The following is a 16,708-nucleotide window of genomic DNA, read 5'->3' on the forward strand; positions in this document are numbered from 1 at the left end:
ATCGCGGTTGTCACGATCACCACCCCGATGGCCAGCGCATCGGTCAGCTCGATGCGGAAGAGGGTTCGCATGAAGCCGGTACCCCGTCGTCGCCGTGCTGTGCTGTGGTCTGGTCCGAGCTTGTGGCACGGCACATTCCGGCCGCAACGCCCGCCGCACCATTGGGGATGCTGGAATGCCTGCGCGTACTGTGACCTGGGCAGATTCCACGTCCCTGGAACGGTGATCCGGGACGGACCAGGAGGGGGAACGCCACAGTGGCGACGCCGGAGGCCGAGGAACTCGCGGCCCTGCTGAAGAAACTGAAGGGCCGTTCGGGGCGCAGTTACGGGGTGCTGGCCGGCCGGCTGCACGTCAGTACGTCGACGCTCCACCGGTACTGCAACGGGGACGCGGTACCGGGTGAGTTCGCGCCCATGGAACGGTTCGCCCGCCTCTGCGGGGCCACGGCCGACGAGCTGGTGGAGGTCCACCGCCGGTGGATCCTGGCGGACGCGGCGCGGGGGCGGGGGAGGACGGAAGTAGCGGAGTCGGAGGCTCCGGTTCCGGCGCAACCGGCGGATCCCGAACCCGAGCCCGAACCCGAGCCCGAACCCGTACGCGTAGAGCCGGAGCCCGCGCCGCCGAAGCCCGCGCCCGCGGAGCCCGCGCCCGACTCCGTACGGGTCACCCCCGCCCCCGCGCCCTCCTCCCGCTGGCGCCGGGCGTCCGCCCGGACGCGGGTGCTGCTCGCCGCCGCCGCGGTCGTCGCGCTCACCGTGCCCACCGCCGTGGTCATCGGCCGCTTCAAGGAGACCGGTTCGGACGCGGCCGTGGACGTGCCGGGCGTGCGTAGCACCGGGGAGGGGAAGGGCGCCGACGCCGTGTCCGCGTCCCCGCACAGTCCTTCGCCGTCGTCCGGCGCGTCGAAGAGCCCGAGCGCCTCCGCGACCGCCGGGTCCGCCACCCCCTCCGTACGGTCGTCCCCGTCCGCCTCGCGCACCACCGGCGGGACGGAGAGCACGGCCGGGCGGCCGCCCACGGTGACCATCAGCTCGTACAACTGGGAGGAGCCCTGCGGGCAGTACTACCTGCTCGGCCACGACCCGAAGACCGTGCCGCCCCCGCCGCCGCCCAACAGCACCCGGGGCTGGGCGCGGGCGCTCGGCGGGGTGGACGGCGGCAGCATGAAGCTGGAGCTGACCGTGCAGGGGACCTCCCAGCAGGCCGTCGTGCTGAACGGCCTCCGGGTGAAGGTGCTGAGCCAGCGGGCCCCCGTGCAGCAGTCGGCGTTCTCGATGGGCGAGGGCTGCGGCAGCGGCATCGAGCCCCAGTCCTTCGACGTCGACCTGGACGACAGCCGCCCCTCGCTCACCCCGGTCGCGGGGAAGCAGGGCGACGAGACCGTGCCGGCCAAGGACTTCCCGTTCCGGGTGTCCTCCAGCGATGTGGAGGTCTTCGACCTGGACGCGCACGTGGAGGGCCACGACGTCAGCTGGTACCTGGAACTGGAGTGGAGCAGCGGCGGCCGCACGGGCACTCTGCGCGTCGACGACGGCGGCAAGCCGTTCCGTACGAGCAGCATCGCGGGGCGGCCGGAGTACTACTACCGCTACGACACATCGGTGTGGGAGAAGCACTGAGCGGTACGCGGCCCCCGGGGGACCGCGTACCGCTCGGAGGGGTCAGGCGCGCTTGCGGCGGCGGGCCATGACGACCAGGGCAGCACCGGCGGCGACGACGGCGGCGCCTCCGACGGTGATCGGGATCATGTTGCCGCTACCGGTCGTGGCCAGGTCACCCTCGGGCTGCGAGGGGCTGGCCGACGGGGCCGGGGCGCCCGGAGTCGTGGAGCCCGACGGGGTGCCGGACGGGGTGGCGGTGCCGGACGGGGTGGCCGAGGGCGACGGGGTGGTGGTCGCCAGGGGCGTCGTCGAGGGCGTGCCGCTCGGGGTCGTACCGGGCGTCGGGGTGCCGGTGCCGGGGACCTCGGGGAGGCAGCCGGTGAACGGGAAGTGGTGCGTCTCCGCGCCGCCCGAACCGTGCAGCGAGGCCACCCAGACCGAGCCGTTGACCGGGGCCGCCGTGCCCAGCTCCAGGTGGGCACGGGGCGCGAGCACGCTGCCCGGCCAGGCCGCCTGGCTGTTCTTGACGATCTTGGTGGCGTCCGGGAAGTTCCACAGCAGCTTGGCGCGGACCGCGCCGTCGTTCGCGCTCTGCAGCTTGTCGTCCAGGACGAAGTCCTGACCGCCCGACAGGAAGAAGCCGGTCGTGCCGGCGGTCGCCATGTCGTACGTCTGCCCTGTGACGTTGACGATCGTCGTCGCGCCGGCCGGGACCTTGACGAAGACCTCCTTCGCCTTCTCCAGTTGCGACGCCTCGACGGAGAAGACGTTGCGGCCGCTGTCCGTGCCGGTCAGCGTCAGCCGGTTGCCTTCGAGGCTCACCGAGGCGCCGGACGTGGCCGCTTCCTTGGCCAGGGCGTCCGAGTAGGCGCGCAGTTTGGTGAACTCGCCGTCGAAGTCGATGAGATCGGCCTTCTTGGCGAAGGTGCCGTTGTGCATCTCCAGGGCCCGGTCCTTGACCGCGCCGCCGACGACGGCGTTGCCCTTCATCACGACGGTGGCCGAACCGCCGTTGAGCAGGTCGCCCCGCACGACGAGCGAGGCACGGCCGGGCAGCGCGTCGACCTGCGCCGCCGTCAGCTCGTTGGCGACGCTGAACCCGCCCCGGAAGTCGGCGTTGCCGCCGACGGCCACGGCGCCTTCCGCGTCGGGGGAGTGGACATCGTCCCCGAGGACGAACTCGCCGTACTTCCCGGCGATCCCGAAGGCGTCCGTGGTGCAGTCCGCCGTGGCGGGGGCGGCCTGGGCGGCCGGAGCGACGGTGAGCCCGAGAACGAGGGCACCGCCGAGCGCCGCGAGGGCGGCGGAGGTCGGTATGCGCATAGTGCGTGGTTCTCCTGCAGAGCAGTTATGAAGGTTCTGTGGCGACTCCGGTCATGATTCTCATACTTACGGAAATTGGTCAAGACCAATGAGGCGATCCATGGGGCGGGTTGGGCCGGGGGCGCCGGGGCAGATGGTGAGCCATGACGAGCAGCACGGACGACAGACCGGAACTCCGCCCGGAGCTCCCGGAGATATCCCCCGGCCCCGGGGACGCGGTCCTCACCGAGCGCGCCCACCGGCTCAGACGACGGCTGGAACGGCTCATCGGGATCGCCGCGACCGAGGGGAACGCGCTGGTCCCGCTGCGGAACGGCGACGCCATCTTCGCCGCGATGCTGGACGCCATCCGGGGCGCCGGGCACACCGTGGACATGATGACGTTCGTCTACTGGCGCGGTGACATCGCGAAGGAGTTCGCGGCCACGCTGGCGGAACGGGCGCGGGCCGGGGTGCGGGTGCGGCTGCTGCTCGACGGGTTCGGCAGCAGGCTCATAGAGAAGGACCAGCTCCGCGCCATGGAGGACGCGGGCGTCCAGGTCGCGTGGTTCCGCAAGCCGCTCTACCTCTCCCCGCTGAAGCAGAACCACCGCTGCCACCGCAAGGTCCTCGTGGTGGACGAGGAGACGGCGTTCACCGGAGGCGTGGGCATCGCCGAGGAGTGGTGCGGGGACGCGCGCGACGAGCACGAGTGGCGCGACACACACGTCCAGGTGCGGGGCCCCGCGGTGGACGGTCTGGCGGCGGCCTTCGCGCAGAACTGGGCCGAGTGCCACGACGAACTGTTCGACGACCGCGACCGGTTCCGGAACATCCCGCCGCAGGGCGACGCCGTGGTGCAGGTCGTGCGCGGCTCGGCCAGCGTCGGCTGGCAGGACATGCAGACGCTGCTCCGGGTCGTCCTGGAGTCCGCCGAGGAGCGCGTCAGGATCGCCACGGCCTACTTCGCGCCGGACGCCTTCTTCGTGGAACTGCTGTGCGCGGCGGCGCGGCGCGGCGTCGAGGTGGAGATCCTGCTCCCGGGCCCCCACACCGACAAGCGGGTCTGCCAGCTCGCCGGGCAGCTGTACTACGAGCAGCTGACGGAGTGCGGGGTGAAGATCTTCCACTACCGGCCGACGATGATGCACGCCAAGATCGTCACCGTCGACCGGGTGGCCGCGCTCATCGGCTCCACCAACATCAACCGCCGCTCCCTCGACCACGACGAGGAGGTCATGCTCGCCGTGCTGGACCGGGCGTTCACCGGGACGCTGGACGGCCACTTCGAGCAGGACCGGGCGGTGAGCGAACTCATCGAGGGCCGGCGGTGGCGGCGCAGGCCGGTCGTGCAGCGGATCCGCGAGGCCTCGGTCGTACCGCTGCGCCGCTTCCTGTGAGCACCCGCGCGAGCGGTTCCGGCACGGGAATCAGCGTGCCAGCGTGGCCAGGATGACTTTTCCCCGGCGGGGGTGATTCCGGACGGTGACATTCCTGGCCAGCCGCAGGATCAGCGGCCAGCCGAATCCCCCCGCCGCGCCCGTCATATCCGGGACGCGCTGCCGCGGGCGTTCCGGGCTGGGGTCGGCGACCTGTACGTACAGCGCCTTGTCGTCCGCGCCGAAGGCCAGCGCGGTGACCGATCCGGCATGCCGTACCGCGTTCGTCACCAGCTCCGACACCAGGAGCAGCAGGTCCTGGACGGCCGTGGGGGACGGCGGTGGGTCGAGGGCCTCCACGAATGCGGCAGCCACCGCCCGCGCCTCCGCCGCTTTCGCCGGCGGGCGTGCGGTTTCGGTAATGCCCTCGGGCGAAGACGGTTCAGGTGCTGTACAAGGGTCACTCATCTTCCGCCCCCAGAAATGGATCGGTAGAACGTCTGCATTCTTCTTTTGCCCCCGAGGCCGTTGCGTATCCGAATGAATTCCGGGGCGGCCGGGTCCAGGGGTGTCCGCCGGTCCCCGGGGGCGTGGACAAAGCCGTTTTCGCTCTGCGGGCCACACCTGGGAGAATGGCCGGTGCCCCTATGAGTCCTACCCGAGAGAAGGACGTGCCGACCGTGGCTCAGAGTCAGAGCAGCACCGAGACCGACTGGGTCTCCCGCTTCGCGGACGAGGTCATCGCCGAATCGGAGCGTCGTGCGCCTGGCAAACCGGTCGTCGTCGCCTCCGGCCTCTCCCCTTCGGGCCCGATCCACCTGGGGAACCTCCGCGAGGTCATGACCCCGCACCTGGTCGCCGACGAGATCCGCCGCCGCGGGTACACCGTCCGGCACCTGATCTCCTGGGACGACTACGACCGGTACCGCAAGGTGCCGAACGGCGTCCCCGGCGTCGACGAGTCCTGGGCCGAGCACATCGGCAAGCCGCTGACCTCGGTGCCCGCCCCGGCCGGGTCCGCGTACCCGAACTGGGCCGAGCACTTCAAGGCCGCGATGACCGCGTCCCTGGACGAGCTGGGCGTCGAGTACGACGGCATCAGCCAGACGGAGCAGTACCTCGCGGGCACCTACCGCGAGCAGATCCTGCACGCCATGCGCCACCGCGCGGACATCGACGCCGTCCTCGACCGCTACCGCACCAAGAAGGACCCGGCGGCCGGCGGCAAGGGCGGCAAGAAGCCCCAGCAGAAGAAGGTCGACGAGGCCGAGCTGGAGGCCGAGGCCGGCTCCGGCGCGGCGAGCGAGGACGACGGCAGCGGCGGCACCGGCGGCTACTTCCCGTACAAGCCCTACTGCGGCAACTGCGAGAAGGACCTCACCACCGTCACCTCGTACGACGACGACACCACCGAGCTGAACTACACCTGCACGGCCTGCGGCTTCGCCGAGACGGTCCGGCTGAGCGAGTTCAACCGGGGCAAGCTGGTCTGGAAGGTCGACTGGCCCATGCGCTGGGCGTACGAGGGCGTGATCTTCGAGCCCAGCGGCGTCGACCACTCCTCGCCCGGCTCCTCGTTCGTCGTCGGCGGCCAGATCGTCCGCGAGGTCTTCGACGGCGTCCAGCCGATCGGCCCGATGTACGCCTTCGTCGGCATCTCCGGCATGGCCAAGATGTCCTCCAGCAAGGGCGGGGTACCCACCCCGGCCGACGCGCTGAAGATCATGGAGGCCCCGCTGCTGCGCTGGCTCTACGCCCGCCGCAGGCCCAACCAGTCCTTCAAGATCGCCTTCGACCAGGAGATCCAGCGGCTCTACGACGAGTGGGACTCGCTGGCCCGCAAGATCGCCGACGGCACGGCGCTGCCCGCCGACGCCGCCGCGTACGCCCGTGCGGTCGGCACCGCGGCCGGTGAGCTGCCGAGCACGCCGCGCCCGCTGCCGTACCGGACGCTCGCCTCGGTCGCGGACATCACGGCCGGTGCGCAGGACCAGACGCTGCGCATCCTCAGCGAGCTGGACCCGGCGAACCCGATCGCCTCGCTGGACGAGGCCCGCCCGCGCCTCGACCGCGCCGAGAGCTGGATCACCACCCAGGTCCCGGCCGAGGCCCGCACCGTCGTCCGCGACGAGCCCGACAAGGAGCTGCTGGGCTCGCTCGACGACGAGGGCCGCGAGTCCCTGCGGCTGCTCCTGGAGGGCCTGGACACGCACTGGTCCCTCGACGGCCTGACCACGCTCGTCTACGGCGTGCCGAAGGTCCTCGCGGGCCTGGAGCCCGACGCCAAGCCGACGCCCGAGCTGAAGACCGCCCAGCGGTCCTTCTTCGCCCTGCTCTACCGGCTGCTCGTCAGCCGCGACACGGGCCCGCGTCTGCCCACGCTGCTGCTCGCGGTGGGGGCGGACCGGGTGCGCAGGCTGCTGGGCGCGTAGTACGGATACGTCGAGGGGCCGTCTCCCGGGTGGGAGGCGGCCCCTCGTGCGTGACGCGCTTATGCGATGTGGTCGGCTTCCAGCTCCTCGTGGAAGCGCCGCTTGAACTCCGGCATCAGCTGCCGGATCAGCGCCTCGCCGCGCGGGTGGCGGACGTTGTGGCCGTCCGAGAGGTGTATGTCGAGCACCGCGACGCTCGGGTAGTCGTTGTTCTCGGCGACGAACGCGGAGAACACCTCGTACGCGATCTGCGCGAACTCCTCGTCCTCCTGCGCCCATTCATCGACGGGCGCGGGCGCGGGGGTGGGAACGGGAACAGGAACGGGAAGCTCCTGCCGGCCGTCCGGGCCGCCGCTGCCGACCGTGCCCACATTGCCCAGGGGGCGGGTGCGGCCGCCCGGACCGGTGGGGACCTGGTGCGGCGTCGGGCCCTCGGCCTCGTAGCCGGGGTCGTAGCCGCCCTCGTAGACCTTGGCGGTCGCCTGCGACGGGAACCACGGGTTGTCGTCGGAGGCGGGCTGCCCGGGTGCCTGCGGTGCCTGCGGTGCCTGCGGGTCCTGCGGGTCCTGCGGGTCCTGGGACTGCTGGGGGTGCTCCTGGGGCTGCTGCCACTCCTCCGGTACGGCGGGGCCGTCCGGAGCCGCGGCCTGCGGCAGTTCCGGGTGCTGCTGGGCGGTCTCGACGGCGGCCGGGACGGCCGTCTCCGCGGCGGGCGTCTCCGGGGCCGGCGGCAGCAGTGCCGGTTCGATGCCGGCGGCGGCCAGACCCGCGGGGCCGGTCTCGGCGAGCGGGACGCCGTACTTCGCGAGGCGCAGCGGCATCAGGGACTCGACGGGGGCGCGGCGGCGCCAGGTGCGGCCGTAGCGGGCCTGGAGGCGGGCCTGGTAGATGAGCCGGTCCTGTTCGAGCTTGATGACCTGCTCGTAGCTGCGCAGCTCCCACAGCTTCATCCGGCGCCAGAGGCGGAAGGTGGGGATGGGGGAGAGCAGCCACCGGGTGAGGCGGACGCCCTCCATGTGCTTGTCGGCGGTGATGTCCGCGATCCGGCCCACCGCGTGGCGGGCGGCCTCGACGGCGACGACGAAGAGGACGGGGATGACCGCGTGCATGCCGACGCCGAGCGGGTCGGGCCAGGCGGCGGCGCCGTTGAACGCGATCGTCGCGGCCGTCAGCAGCCAGGCGGTCTGGCGCAGCAGCGGGAACGGGATGCGCAGCCAGGTCAGCAGCAGGTCCAGCGCCAGCAGGACGCAGATGCCCGCGTCGATGCCGATCGGGAAGACCAGCGAGAAGTCCCCGAACCCCTTGCTCAGGGCCAGCTCACGCACCGCCGCGTACGAACCGGCGAAGCCGATCGCGGCGATCAGGACCGCGCCGGCCACAACCAGGCCGATCAGCACCCGGTGCGTACGCGTCAGCTGCATCGCAGCCACCCCTCATCCCCTCCCTGTTCCCTTGTCCTCGGTGCCTTTGCCTTGTCCTGGCGCCGACTTGGCGCGGACTTGGCTTGTTTCCGGCGGGCACAGCCTGGCACATGTGTGCGACGGGTGTCGCGGGGGGAGGGGCGGGGGCGGCCCCGGGGGTCAGTCCGAGGACTTCGACTTGGCCGACGAACTCGGCTTCTTCGACGGCTCCTTGGAGGACTCGTCCGAGGACTTGTCGGTCGCCTTGTCGGTCGCCTTCGGGCTCTCGGCCGCGCTCTTGTTGGCGTCCGCCACGGCGGCGACCGCGTCCTCGGCCGCCATCGTGGCGCCCTTCAGGACGCTCTCGGCGGTCGGGGTCTTCGAACCCGCGTAACCGGCGCCGTTGTAGTTGACGACCACGACGACGTTCCCCGTACGGGCCACGATCGTCGCGAACCGGAAGTCCTCACCCGTCTTGGACTGGTCGTACGTGACCTTGGTGGCCTGGTCGCCGATGCCGCTGACGGTCTCGGTCGCGACGTTCTTCGCGCCGTCGGTCGCCTCGGTCTTCTTGACCTGCTTGGAGAGCTCGTCCCCGGCGCGGGCGGCCCCGCTGCCCAGGGTCTGGTCCGAGGCGAAGCGGGTGAAGCTCACGTCGAGCCAGCGGTACTGGGAGCCCTTGACGCCCTTGTCGTCCAGGCCGTTCCAGGAGCAGCCGCCCCGGACGGACGCGTCGCTGGACTTGCTGCGGGTGCCGTTCTTGCTCTTGGCCGAGGGGACCAGCGACTTGACGGTCTTCGACTCGACCGACGAGCAGGGGTCGGGCAGCGCGGCGAACTTCGCGGCCTCGACGGAAGGTTCCGACTTCGTCGCGTCGGGCGAGGCGGAGGCGGACGTGTCCGCGTCCTTCTTGCCGTCGGAGTCCGACGAGCAGCCGGCGACGACGAGCATCACCGGGACGGCGGCGCAGGCGAGTATGCGGGTGAGTCGCGGGGCTGATCGGTGCATGGTTCCTTCACTCGGATGGCGCGGCGGTCGGGGGACGGTGGTGCGGCGGTACGCGTGCGGAGACCGGGGCGGCGGCCGGCCGCCGGTGGCTCCGGAGGGCCACGGTACGACGGACGGCGCCCGGATGCCGCCTTCGCCGGCCGGGCCCGGGGGCGGCCGGCGGGCGATTCCGGCGGGCCGGGCGCGGTGTCAGTCGTTGAACGAATCGACCAGCTGACGGGCCAGTGCCTGGGCCTTCTCCTGGAGTTCCTTGCTGTCGGGCACCTCGGCGGAGAGGGCCGGCTGGGCCGTGTACTCGACGGTCACGATGACGTTGGATGTGCGGAACACCACGCTCACGGTGCGGTGGCGGGCCGGTGAACCGGCCCGGGTGAGCACGTCGTCCAGGAACGCGCTGTCGCCGAGCTGTTCGAGCAGGCGGGGCTGGAGGCTGTCGGCGGGGCTGCCGGGTGTGGTGCCTCCGGTGCTGCCCGGGTCCCCGGTGCCGTCCTTGTCACTGTTCTTGGCGGTCGGGCCGTCCGTGCCGGCGTCCGTGCCCGCGTCCGCGCCGTCGGAGCCGGAAGGGGAGGCGTCGGGGGTCTCGCCCGGCGTCACGGCGGCGTCGGGCAGGTCGGCGGCGGCCTCCTTCTTCGCGTACACCTCGCGGGCGCGGTCGTCGTCGCTCACGGCGGTGTCGTAGGAGACCACGCGCTCGAAGTCGAGGTGGATGCTGCGGGTGCCCTCGGGGACATCGGTCTTCCAGCGGCAGCCGATCCGCCGGTCCGTGTCGTACGTGACCGTCGCGGAGCCCTCGAACGCCTTCTCCTGCTGGGCGTCGGGCATGTTCGCGGTGCCCGGGAGCAGGTCCTTGAGCGTGGCGAGCGGGATGGCGCGGCAGGCGTCGGGGAGCGTGCGGTACTTGCCCGGGGGAGCGGCGGACGTGGTCGTGATGCCCGGCTTGCCGTCGGCGTCGGAATCGCCGGTTCCGGCATCGCCGGTGCAGCCGGCGGCGAGCGCGGCGATGAGCACGGCGCCGGTCGCGTACGCCATTCGTCGCACGTTCCTGGGCTCCCTTCGTGCGAAAAACGGTTGCCGCTCGATGGCGGCCGGTGAACACAATGTGTATCGCACGCGCCGCTGTGAACGCCGGTCGGCCGACCTTTTTGCCGATCTTGGCGCCGGTTTTGCGCTTTCAGACTTTCCGGGGGAATCGAGGGGTTATGTCGTACGTAGAGGTACCGGGTGCGCAGGTACCCATCCGGATGTGGACCGATCCGGCGTCGGTCGAGGACGTGGCGATGCAGCAGCTGCGCAACGTCGCGACGCTGCCGTGGATCAAGGGCCTGGCCGTCATGCCCGACGTCCACTTCGGCAAGGGCGCCACGGTCGGCTCGGTGATCGCGATGCACGGGGCGGTCTGCCCGGCGGCGGTCGGCGTGGACATCGGCTGCGGCATGTCTGCGGTGAAGACCTCGCTGACCGCCAACGACCTGCCCGGCGACCTCTCCGGCCTCCGCTCGAAGATCGAGCAGGCCATCCCGGTCGGCCGGGGGATGCACGACGACCCGGTGGACCCGTCCGGTCTGTACGGCCTCGCGGCCCGGGGCTGGGACGACTTCTGGGACCGGTTCGACGGAGTGGCCGAAGCGGTCAAGTTCCGTCAGGAACGTGCCACGAAGCAGATGGGGACGCTCGGAAGCGGCAACCACTTCATCGAGTTCTGTCTCGACGAGGCGGGCTCGGTCTGGCTGATGCTGCACTCCGGATCGCGGAACATCGGCAAGGAACTGGCCGACTTCCACATCGGCCGGGCGCAGGGGCTGTCGCACAACCAGGGCCTGGTCGACCGCGACCTCGCGGTGTTCCTCGCGGACACCGAGCCGATGCGGGAGTACCGCAACGACCTCTTCTGGGCGCAGGAGTACGCGAAGCACAACCGCGCGGTCATGATGGCGCTCTTCCAGAACGTCGTCCGCAAGGAGTTCAAGAAGGCCAAGGTGACCTTCGAACCGGTCATCTCCTGCCACCACAACTACGTGGCGGAGGAGCGGTACGACGGGATGGACCTGCTCGTCACCCGTAAGGGCGCGATCCGGGCCGGCTCCGGCGACTACGGGATCATCCCGGGCTCGATGGGCACTGGTTCGTACATCGTGAAGGGCCTCGGCAACGAGAAGTCCTTCAACTCGGCCTCGCACGGCGCGGGCCGCAAGATGAGCCGGAACGCGGCGAAGAAGCGCTTCTCCACGAAGGACCTGGCGGACCAGACGCGGGGCGTCGAGTGCCGCAAGGACTCCGGGGTCGTCGACGAGATCCCGGGCGCCTACAAGCCGATCGAGAAGGTCATCGACCAGCAGCGCGACCTGGTCGAGGTCGTCGCGAAGCTGAAGCAGGTCATCTGCGTGAAGGGCTGAGGCGCCCCGCCCGGGGCGCCCGGCCGCTTCACGCCGTGCGGTGCACCTTCGAGTTGGAGGCCTGGGCGCGGGGGCGGACGACCAGCAGGTCGATGTTGACGTGGCTGGGGCGGGTGACCGCCCAGTTGATCGTGTCGGCCACGTCGTCGGCGGTGAGGGGGGCCTCGACGCCCGCGTAGACCTTCGCCGCCTTCTCCTTGTCGCCCCGGAAGCGCGTGGTGGCGAACTCCTCGGTCCTGACCATGCCGGGGGCGATCTCGATCACGCGGACCGGGGTGCCGACGATCTCCAGGCGCAGGGTCTCGGCCAGGACGTGTTCGCCGTGCTTGGCGGCCACGTACCCGCCGCCGCCCTCGTACGTGGACAGGCCGGCCGTCGAGGAGAGGATGACCACCGTGCCGTCGCCGCTCGCGGTGAGGGCGGGCAGCAGGGCCTGGGTCACGTTGAGCGTGCCGATGACGTTGGTCTCGTACATCTGGCGCCAGTCCTGCGGGTCGCCCGTGGCGACCGGGTCGGCCCCGAGCGCGCCGCCCGCGTTGTTGACCAGGACGGCGAGGCTGCGGAAGGCGGTGGCGAACTCGTCGACCGCGGCCCGGTCCGTGACGTCCAGCGCGTAGGCCGTGGCCTGGTGGCCCGCCTCGGTGATCTCGGCGGCCAGGGCCTCGATGCGGTCCTTGCGGCGGGCGGTGAGCACGACGCGGTAGCCGGAGGCCGCCAGCTGCCGGGCGGTCGCGGCGCCGATGCCGCTGCTCGCTCCGGTGATGACGGCGATGGGGGATGCGGCCATGGTCGGGCTCTCCTCGGACGGCTGATCGGTACGGTCCAACGGGGCCAGGATAGGCAGGTCCGGCGGGGGTCAGTGGTTGCGGGGGGCGTACATGATCACGGCCATCCCGGCCAGGCAGATCAGCGCGCCCGTCACGTCCCAGCGGTCCGGCCGGTAGCCGTCGGCGGCCATGCCCCAGGCGATGGAGCCCGCCACGAAGACCCCGCCGTACGCCGCGAGCACCCGTCCGAACTCGCCGTCCGGCTGGAGCGTCGCCACGAAGCCGTATGTGCCGAGCGCGATGATCCCCGCGCCGATCCAGGCCCAGCCACGGTTCTCCCGTACGCCCTGCCAGACGAGCCAGGCGCCGCCGATCTCGAAGAGCGCGGCGAGGACGAACAGGGCGATGGAGCGGAGCACGGACATGGGGGCAGGGTGTCATGGCCCGCACCCTGCTGTGACCTCGCGCTTCGTACACTCTCCGCATGCCGCCGAAGCCGTCCCCCCGCCGCAGCGCCCTGCTGGCCGAGCTGTCCACCGTGTCGCGGCGCTACATGGCCGCGTACGCGCTGTTCAACCAGGCCGTCGCCGACCGGCTGGGGGTGCACCCCACCGACCTCCAGTGCCTGAACCTGCTCAGCCTGGAGGCGGCGCCCGTCACCACGGGGCGCATCGCGGAGCTGACCGGGCTCACGACGGGCTCGGCGACCCGGCTGGTGGACCGGCTGGAGCGCGCCGGTTACGTGACGCGCGCCCGGGACACCGAGGACCGGCGGCGGGTGCTCGTGGCGACCGTGCCCGAGCGGATGGCGGAGGTCGGCGCGGTCTGGAAGCGGTTGAACGGCGGCTGGGACGGGCTGTTCGACGCGTACGACGACGAGGAGGCGGCCCTGCTCCTCACCCATATGCGGCGCACGGTGGAGCTGAGCGCGACCCAGATCGCGCGGCTGCGCGAGGGCGACGCCTGAGCGCGCGTCCCTCAGCCGGCCACCGGGCCGAAGTCGCGGACCGCCTCCGCGACGATCGCCTCCAGCCGGGCGTGGTGCGCGCCGCGCCAGTAGACCCGGCCGCACTCCACGCACTGCGCGAACACGTCGTACGAGCGGCGCGTGCCGTGCTCCAGGTGCGGGCCGACCGAGTCCTTGTCGGCCTCCGCCAGCGGGCCGTTGCACGCGGTGCACCGGGTCCACGGGGCGAGCACCGGCGCGAACCGCTCCAGCACGTCGCGCAGCTGTTCGTCCGGGCGGTCGCTGTAGACGTACGCACCCGCCCAGATCTCCCGGCGGTGCAGCAGCCCCCGGTCCCGGGAGAGCAGGACGCGCTTCTCCTTCGCCGAGAGCGCGGCCAGGGCCGGGTCGCCGATGTCCTCGCTCTCGTACGCGGCGTCGACGCCGAGCAGCCGCAGCCGGCGGGCGAGCGTGCCGAGGTGGACGTCGAGCAGGAAGCGCAGGGGCGCGCCCGGGACGTGCTGCGGGCGGGGGACCGGGCGGACCTCGACGACCTCCCCCGCCGCCGGGATGTGCGAGACGGGGGCCGGGCGGCCGTCGACGAGGAGTTCGCCCGCCTCGGTGAGCGGGATGCCCAGGGACTCGACGACATGGCCGAGCGTGGACGAGCCGTCGGTGATCACCGGCGTCCGCCCCTGCCGGCGCCCGTGGGCCACGAAAAGCCTGAGCGCGGGGGCGACTTCGAGGTGGATCTCCGGTCCGTTCACCCGGTCAGGATGCCATCGGGGTCCGTGCGCCGCCCCTGGATTTCAGGGGCGGAAGGCGGCGGCGTGCCCGGCGGCCCAGTCGGCGAACGTGCGGGCCGGGCGGCCGGTCAGCTTCTCCACCCCGTCGGCCACTTCGGCGGGGACGCCGTCGGTGGACGCCCAGTAGGAGAGCAGCCCGTCGGCGACCTCCGCCGGCATGAACGAGGACATCGCCTCCTTCCAGGCGGCCGGGCTCACCTCGTTGACCACGGCCGGGGTGCCGGCCGCTTCGGCCAGGATGCGGACCTGCTCGGCGGCGCTGAGGGACGCGGGGCCGGTGAGGTGGTACGCGGCGCCCTGGAGTGCCGGGTCGGTGAGCGCGGCGCAGGCGGCCTCGGCGATGTCGTTCTCGTCGATGGGGCTGCCCTCGCTGCGGGGGTAGGGCAGGTCGACGGGGCGCCCGGAGCGGAAGGAGCCGGCCCAGCCGTAGGCGTTGGTGGCGAAGGCGCCGGGGCGCAGCAGGGTCGCGGTGAGCGGCGAGGCGAGCAGGGCCTGCTCCACCGCGTGGTGCGCGGCGGCGATGGGGTTGGAGGCCGGGTCCGGGAGGAGGACCGAGCTGGAGGACAGCAGCACGATGTGGCGTACTCCGGCTTCCTGTGCGGCGGTGAGGAAGGCGTCGATGTGCGCGGGCTCCGCGTACAGGAAGACGGAGCCGACGCCCTTCAGTGCCTCGGGGAACGTGCTCGGGTCGCCGAGGTCGCAGCTCACGGCGGGGACGCCGGGCGGCGGGGTCAGCTCGGCGGCGTTGCGCGAGGCGGCGCGGACGGGGTGGCCGCCCCGGTGGAGGAGGGCGGTGAGCGCGGAGCCGACGCGGCCGCGGCATCCGGTGACGAGCGTGAGCATGAGGTGATCTCCCCGATGGTTACGTGCGCCGCGCACAGGCTGCGCGGCGCAGATAAATATCCAGGAGGCGGCGGCAGCCGTCAAACGAATTGAGCCGCCCTCTCCTCAGCCGTCGGCGCGCAGGTCCAGCCGCCAGTCGTTCGTCAGCAGCGGGTGGCCCGGCGGGTACTCGATCTCGCACTCACCGAGCAGCGTGAAGCCCGCCTTGCGGCACACGCCGTTCGACGGGCCGTTGTCCACGGACGGATAGGCGTGCAGATAGCGGTGCTTGCGCTCGGCGCGCGCCGCCTCGGCCACCGCGCGCGTCGCGGCCGATGCGATGCCCAGGCCCTGGAACTCCGGGAGCACCGTCCAGCCCGTCTCGTACACCTCCTGGTCCCGCCAGGGCCGCTCCCAGAAGCCGATGGTGCCCACCGCCTCCGCCCCGCCGGCCAGGGCGATGCGGAACATCCGCCCCCGGCCCGTCCGGTCGGCGCTCAGCGCCACGTAGCGCGCGTGGCGCCCTGCCAGCTGCTCCTCCGTCTCCGGGCCGCCCAGATGGGCCATCAGCTCCGGTGCGTTGGCGCTGCGGAGCAGCTCCAGGTCGTCGTCCGACCAGGGCTCGATCCGTACGGATGACGCTGTGGTGCGCTGCACATCGGCCATGAACGCACTGTAGGACGCGGCACTGACAGTGGGGGTCTCAGCGGGCGGCCAGCGCGGTGGGCGGTACCCCGAGCGTCGCCGTGAAGTCCCTGACCAGGTGCGCCTGGTCGCTGTAGCCGAGGTCGGCGGCGAGGGCCGCCCAGTCCACGTCCGGGCCCGCGCCGGCCCGCTCCAGCGCCTCGTGGATGCGGTAGCGCAGGATGACCCACTTGGGCCCGACGCCCACGTACGCGGCGAACAGCCGTTGCAGCGAGCGGGCCGACACCCCCTCGGCGCGGGCGAGTCCGTCGACGCGCAGGATCGTGCGGTCGGTGCGCACCAGGTCCACCAGGGCCATCGCCAGATCGGCGCGCGGGTCGGGCTCGGGGCCCAGCGCCAGCAGATACGCGTCGAGCGCGGCGATCCGGTCGTCCTCGGCCTCCGGGTCCAGCACGGCGGCGGGCGGGGCGGGCGGCGCGAACACGTTGGCCACCGGCAGCCGCCGGCCCGTCCACCGCGAGACGGGTGCCCCGGGCGCGAAGGGCCGGAAGCCGCCCGGCCGGAACTGCACCCCGCACACCCGCCCGCGCCCCTCCAGCTTCTGCGTGAACAGCTCCAGGCCGATGCCCGAGACCTCGGCGTACCCCGCCTCCTCGTCGCCGCAGCCCGCGTACCGCTCGAAGACGAGGTTGACGCTGGGGTGCGGGACGAGATGGGAGGCGTACGGCTGGGAGAGGTCCCAGTCGATCAGCCAGTAGTGCTCCAGATACGGCCGCAGCGCGGCCGCGGGCTCGCGGCGCCGGAACTGTACGTGCGCGAACAGCTCGGGCGCGTCGACGATGCCCCGGGTGTCGCGCCGGGGACCTTCGTGACCGGACATGACGGGAGATCCTAGGGCTGGTCCCGGCCCTCGGCCAGTCGCGCGGCCTGCTGGGTGTACGGGGACGGCGGCGCGGGATGCCGGCGCCTCCACCAGGTGCTCGCCACCGTGTAGAGGCCGCTGGCGAGGAGCAGCGCGGGGATGGACAGGATCAGGAGTGTGTCGCCCATGGCAGCCTCCTTCGGGAGGGCGGTGCCTCCTGCATCGGCAGGGCGGACGGGCGGACTGAAGATCACTCTTCGGCCATTGAATGGCCGGATCCGGCTGGCCTACAGGTGTCCTTCGAGCACATGACCACAGGTGGGCGCGTTGTTGACGGCCCTA

General features: G+C 72.1%; 17 protein-coding genes. 5 read left to right on the plus strand and 12 right to left on the minus strand.

Going from position 1 to position 16,708, the window contains the following annotated elements; all coding sequences use genetic code 11:
* The first annotated feature begins 257 nt into the window (after positions 1-257).
* Complete coding sequence (locus tag EAO73_RS05440; protein ID WP_147970332.1) at positions 258-1,622, plus strand: helix-turn-helix domain-containing protein; 1,365 nt, start codon at positions 258-260, stop codon at positions 1,620-1,622.
* A 42-nt stretch (positions 1,623-1,664) separates the two neighbouring features.
* Here EAO73_RS05440 and EAO73_RS05445 read toward each other — a convergent pair whose 3' ends face one another.
* Positions 1,665-2,927 (minus strand): choice-of-anchor A family protein, encoded by a 1,263-nt coding sequence (locus EAO73_RS05445; RefSeq protein WP_147970333.1) that lies wholly within the window; start codon positions 2,925-2,927, stop codon positions 1,665-1,667.
* 143 nt (positions 2,928-3,070) lie between these two features.
* Between EAO73_RS05445 and EAO73_RS05450 the strand changes: the two genes are divergently transcribed.
* Positions 3,071-4,306 carry a phospholipase D-like domain-containing protein gene (locus EAO73_RS05450; protein ID WP_147970334.1) on the plus strand — a complete coding sequence of 412 codons (1,236 nt, stop codon included), beginning with the start codon at positions 3,071-3,073 and terminating at the stop codon, positions 4,304-4,306.
* 30 nt (positions 4,307-4,336) lie between these two features.
* Here the strand turns inward: EAO73_RS05450 and EAO73_RS05455 are convergent, their stop codons facing one another.
* Positions 4,337-4,753, minus strand: a complete 417-nt coding sequence (locus tag EAO73_RS05455; protein ID WP_224756187.1) for an ATP-binding protein — start codon at positions 4,751-4,753, stop codon at positions 4,337-4,339.
* 203 nt (positions 4,754-4,956) lie between these two features.
* On the opposite strand from EAO73_RS05455, the gene lysS reads away from it, so the two are divergent.
* Positions 4,957-6,717 (plus strand): lysine--tRNA ligase, encoded by a 1,761-nt coding sequence (gene lysS, locus EAO73_RS05460; RefSeq protein ID WP_147971402.1) that lies wholly within the window; start codon positions 4,957-4,959, stop codon positions 6,715-6,717.
* Positions 6,718-6,776: 59 nt separating this feature from the next.
* Here lysS and EAO73_RS05465 read toward each other — a convergent pair whose 3' ends face one another.
* The 3 genes from EAO73_RS05465 to EAO73_RS05475 all read right to left on the minus strand — a co-directional run bounded on the left by EAO73_RS05465 (position 6,777) and on the right by EAO73_RS05475 (position 10,154).
* Positions 6,777-8,138, minus strand: a complete 1,362-nt coding sequence (locus EAO73_RS05465) for a DUF2637 domain-containing protein (protein ID WP_147971403.1) — start codon at positions 8,136-8,138, stop codon at positions 6,777-6,779.
* Positions 8,139-8,297: 159 nt separating this feature from the next.
* Complete coding sequence (locus EAO73_RS05470; RefSeq protein ID WP_147970335.1) at positions 8,298-9,125, minus strand: DUF3558 domain-containing protein; 828 nt, start codon at positions 9,123-9,125, stop codon at positions 8,298-8,300.
* A 189-nt stretch (positions 9,126-9,314) separates the two neighbouring features.
* Positions 9,315-10,154, minus strand: coding sequence for a DUF3558 domain-containing protein (locus tag EAO73_RS05475; RefSeq protein WP_147971404.1), 840 nt, complete (start codon positions 10,152-10,154; stop codon positions 9,315-9,317).
* 170 nt (positions 10,155-10,324) lie between these two features.
* On the opposite strand from EAO73_RS05475, the gene EAO73_RS05480 reads away from it, so the two are divergent.
* Positions 10,325-11,518 carry an RtcB family protein gene (locus EAO73_RS05480; protein WP_147970336.1) on the plus strand — a complete coding sequence of 398 codons (1,194 nt, stop codon included), beginning with the start codon at positions 10,325-10,327 and terminating at the stop codon, positions 11,516-11,518.
* A 28-nt stretch (positions 11,519-11,546) separates the two neighbouring features.
* On the opposite strand, the gene EAO73_RS05485 is transcribed toward EAO73_RS05480, so the two are convergent.
* Entirely contained in the window at positions 11,547-12,305 is a 759-nt protein-coding gene (locus tag EAO73_RS05485) for an SDR family NAD(P)-dependent oxidoreductase (RefSeq protein WP_147970337.1), read from the minus strand.
* Between the two features lie 69 nt (positions 12,306-12,374).
* On the minus strand, positions 12,375-12,710 hold the full coding sequence (locus EAO73_RS05490) for a YnfA family protein (protein ID WP_093708295.1): 336 nt from the start codon (positions 12,708-12,710) through the stop codon (positions 12,375-12,377).
* 59 nt (positions 12,711-12,769) lie between these two features.
* On the opposite strand from EAO73_RS05490, the gene EAO73_RS05495 reads away from it, so the two are divergent.
* Complete coding sequence (locus EAO73_RS05495) at positions 12,770-13,252, plus strand: MarR family winged helix-turn-helix transcriptional regulator (RefSeq protein WP_147970338.1); 483 nt, start codon at positions 12,770-12,772, stop codon at positions 13,250-13,252.
* A gap of 11 nt (positions 13,253-13,263) precedes the next feature.
* On the opposite strand, the gene EAO73_RS05500 is transcribed toward EAO73_RS05495, so the two are convergent.
* The 5 genes from EAO73_RS05500 to EAO73_RS35845 form a co-directional block, all read right to left on the minus strand.
* Positions 13,264-13,998 carry a Mut7-C RNAse domain-containing protein gene (locus tag EAO73_RS05500; RefSeq protein WP_147970339.1) on the minus strand — a complete coding sequence of 245 codons (735 nt, stop codon included), beginning with the start codon at positions 13,996-13,998 and terminating at the stop codon, positions 13,264-13,266.
* 42 nt (positions 13,999-14,040) lie between these two features.
* Entirely contained in the window at positions 14,041-14,880 is an 840-nt protein-coding gene (locus tag EAO73_RS05505; RefSeq protein WP_147970340.1) for an NAD(P)H-binding protein, read from the minus strand.
* Between the two features lie 105 nt (positions 14,881-14,985).
* On the minus strand, positions 14,986-15,525 hold the full coding sequence (locus EAO73_RS05510; RefSeq protein ID WP_147970341.1) for a GNAT family N-acetyltransferase: 540 nt from the start codon (positions 15,523-15,525) through the stop codon (positions 14,986-14,988).
* A 37-nt stretch (positions 15,526-15,562) separates the two neighbouring features.
* The gene (locus EAO73_RS05515; RefSeq protein WP_147970342.1) at positions 15,563-16,384 is read right to left on the minus strand and encodes a helix-turn-helix domain-containing protein; all 822 of its coding nucleotides are present in this window, start codon (positions 16,382-16,384) and stop codon (positions 15,563-15,565) included.
* 11 nt (positions 16,385-16,395) lie between these two features.
* A complete protein-coding gene (locus EAO73_RS35845; RefSeq protein WP_191133947.1) occupies positions 16,396-16,554 on the minus strand; it encodes a hypothetical protein in 159 nt (52 codons plus the stop codon).
* Between the last annotated feature and the right edge of the window lie 154 nt (positions 16,555-16,708).

This window comes from Streptomyces sp. col6 (genome assembly GCF_008042035.1).
In the GTDB taxonomy this organism is placed as follows: domain Bacteria; phylum Actinomycetota; class Actinomycetes; order Streptomycetales; family Streptomycetaceae; genus Streptomyces.

Coding starts and splice junctions, on each gene's coding strand:
- EAO73_RS05445 (WP_147970333.1), bottom strand. CDS start 2,927: ATGCGCATACCGACCTCCGCCGCCCTCGCGGCGCTCGGCGGTGCCCTC.
- EAO73_RS05450 (WP_147970334.1), top strand. CDS start 3,071: ATGACGAGCAGCACGGACGACAGACCGGAACTCCGCCCGGAGCTCCCG.
- EAO73_RS05455 (WP_224756187.1), bottom strand. CDS start 4,753: ATGAGTGACCCTTGTACAGCACCTGAACCGTCTTCGCCCGAGGGCATT.
- EAO73_RS05465 (WP_147971403.1), bottom strand. CDS start 8,138: ATGCAGCTGACGCGTACGCACCGGGTGCTGATCGGCCTGGTTGTGGCC.
- EAO73_RS05470 (WP_147970335.1), bottom strand. CDS start 9,125: ATGCACCGATCAGCCCCGCGACTCACCCGCATACTCGCCTGCGCCGCC.
- EAO73_RS05475 (WP_147971404.1), bottom strand. CDS start 10,154: ATGGCGTACGCGACCGGCGCCGTGCTCATCGCCGCGCTCGCCGCCGGC.
- EAO73_RS05480 (WP_147970336.1), top strand. CDS start 10,325: ATGTCGTACGTAGAGGTACCGGGTGCGCAGGTACCCATCCGGATGTGG.
- EAO73_RS05485 (WP_147970337.1), bottom strand. CDS start 12,305: ATGGCCGCATCCCCCATCGCCGTCATCACCGGAGCGAGCAGCGGCATC.
- EAO73_RS05490 (WP_093708295.1), bottom strand. CDS start 12,710: ATGTCCGTGCTCCGCTCCATCGCCCTGTTCGTCCTCGCCGCGCTCTTC.
- EAO73_RS05495 (WP_147970338.1), top strand. CDS start 12,770: ATGCCGCCGAAGCCGTCCCCCCGCCGCAGCGCCCTGCTGGCCGAGCTG.
- EAO73_RS05505 (WP_147970340.1), bottom strand. CDS start 14,880: ATGCTCACGCTCGTCACCGGATGCCGCGGCCGCGTCGGCTCCGCGCTC.
- EAO73_RS05510 (WP_147970341.1), bottom strand. CDS start 15,525: ATGGCCGATGTGCAGCGCACCACAGCGTCATCCGTACGGATCGAGCCC.
- EAO73_RS05515 (WP_147970342.1), bottom strand. CDS start 16,384: ATGTCCGGTCACGAAGGTCCCCGGCGCGACACCCGGGGCATCGTCGAC.
- EAO73_RS35845 (WP_191133947.1), bottom strand. CDS start 16,554: ATGGGCGACACACTCCTGATCCTGTCCATCCCCGCGCTGCTCCTCGCC.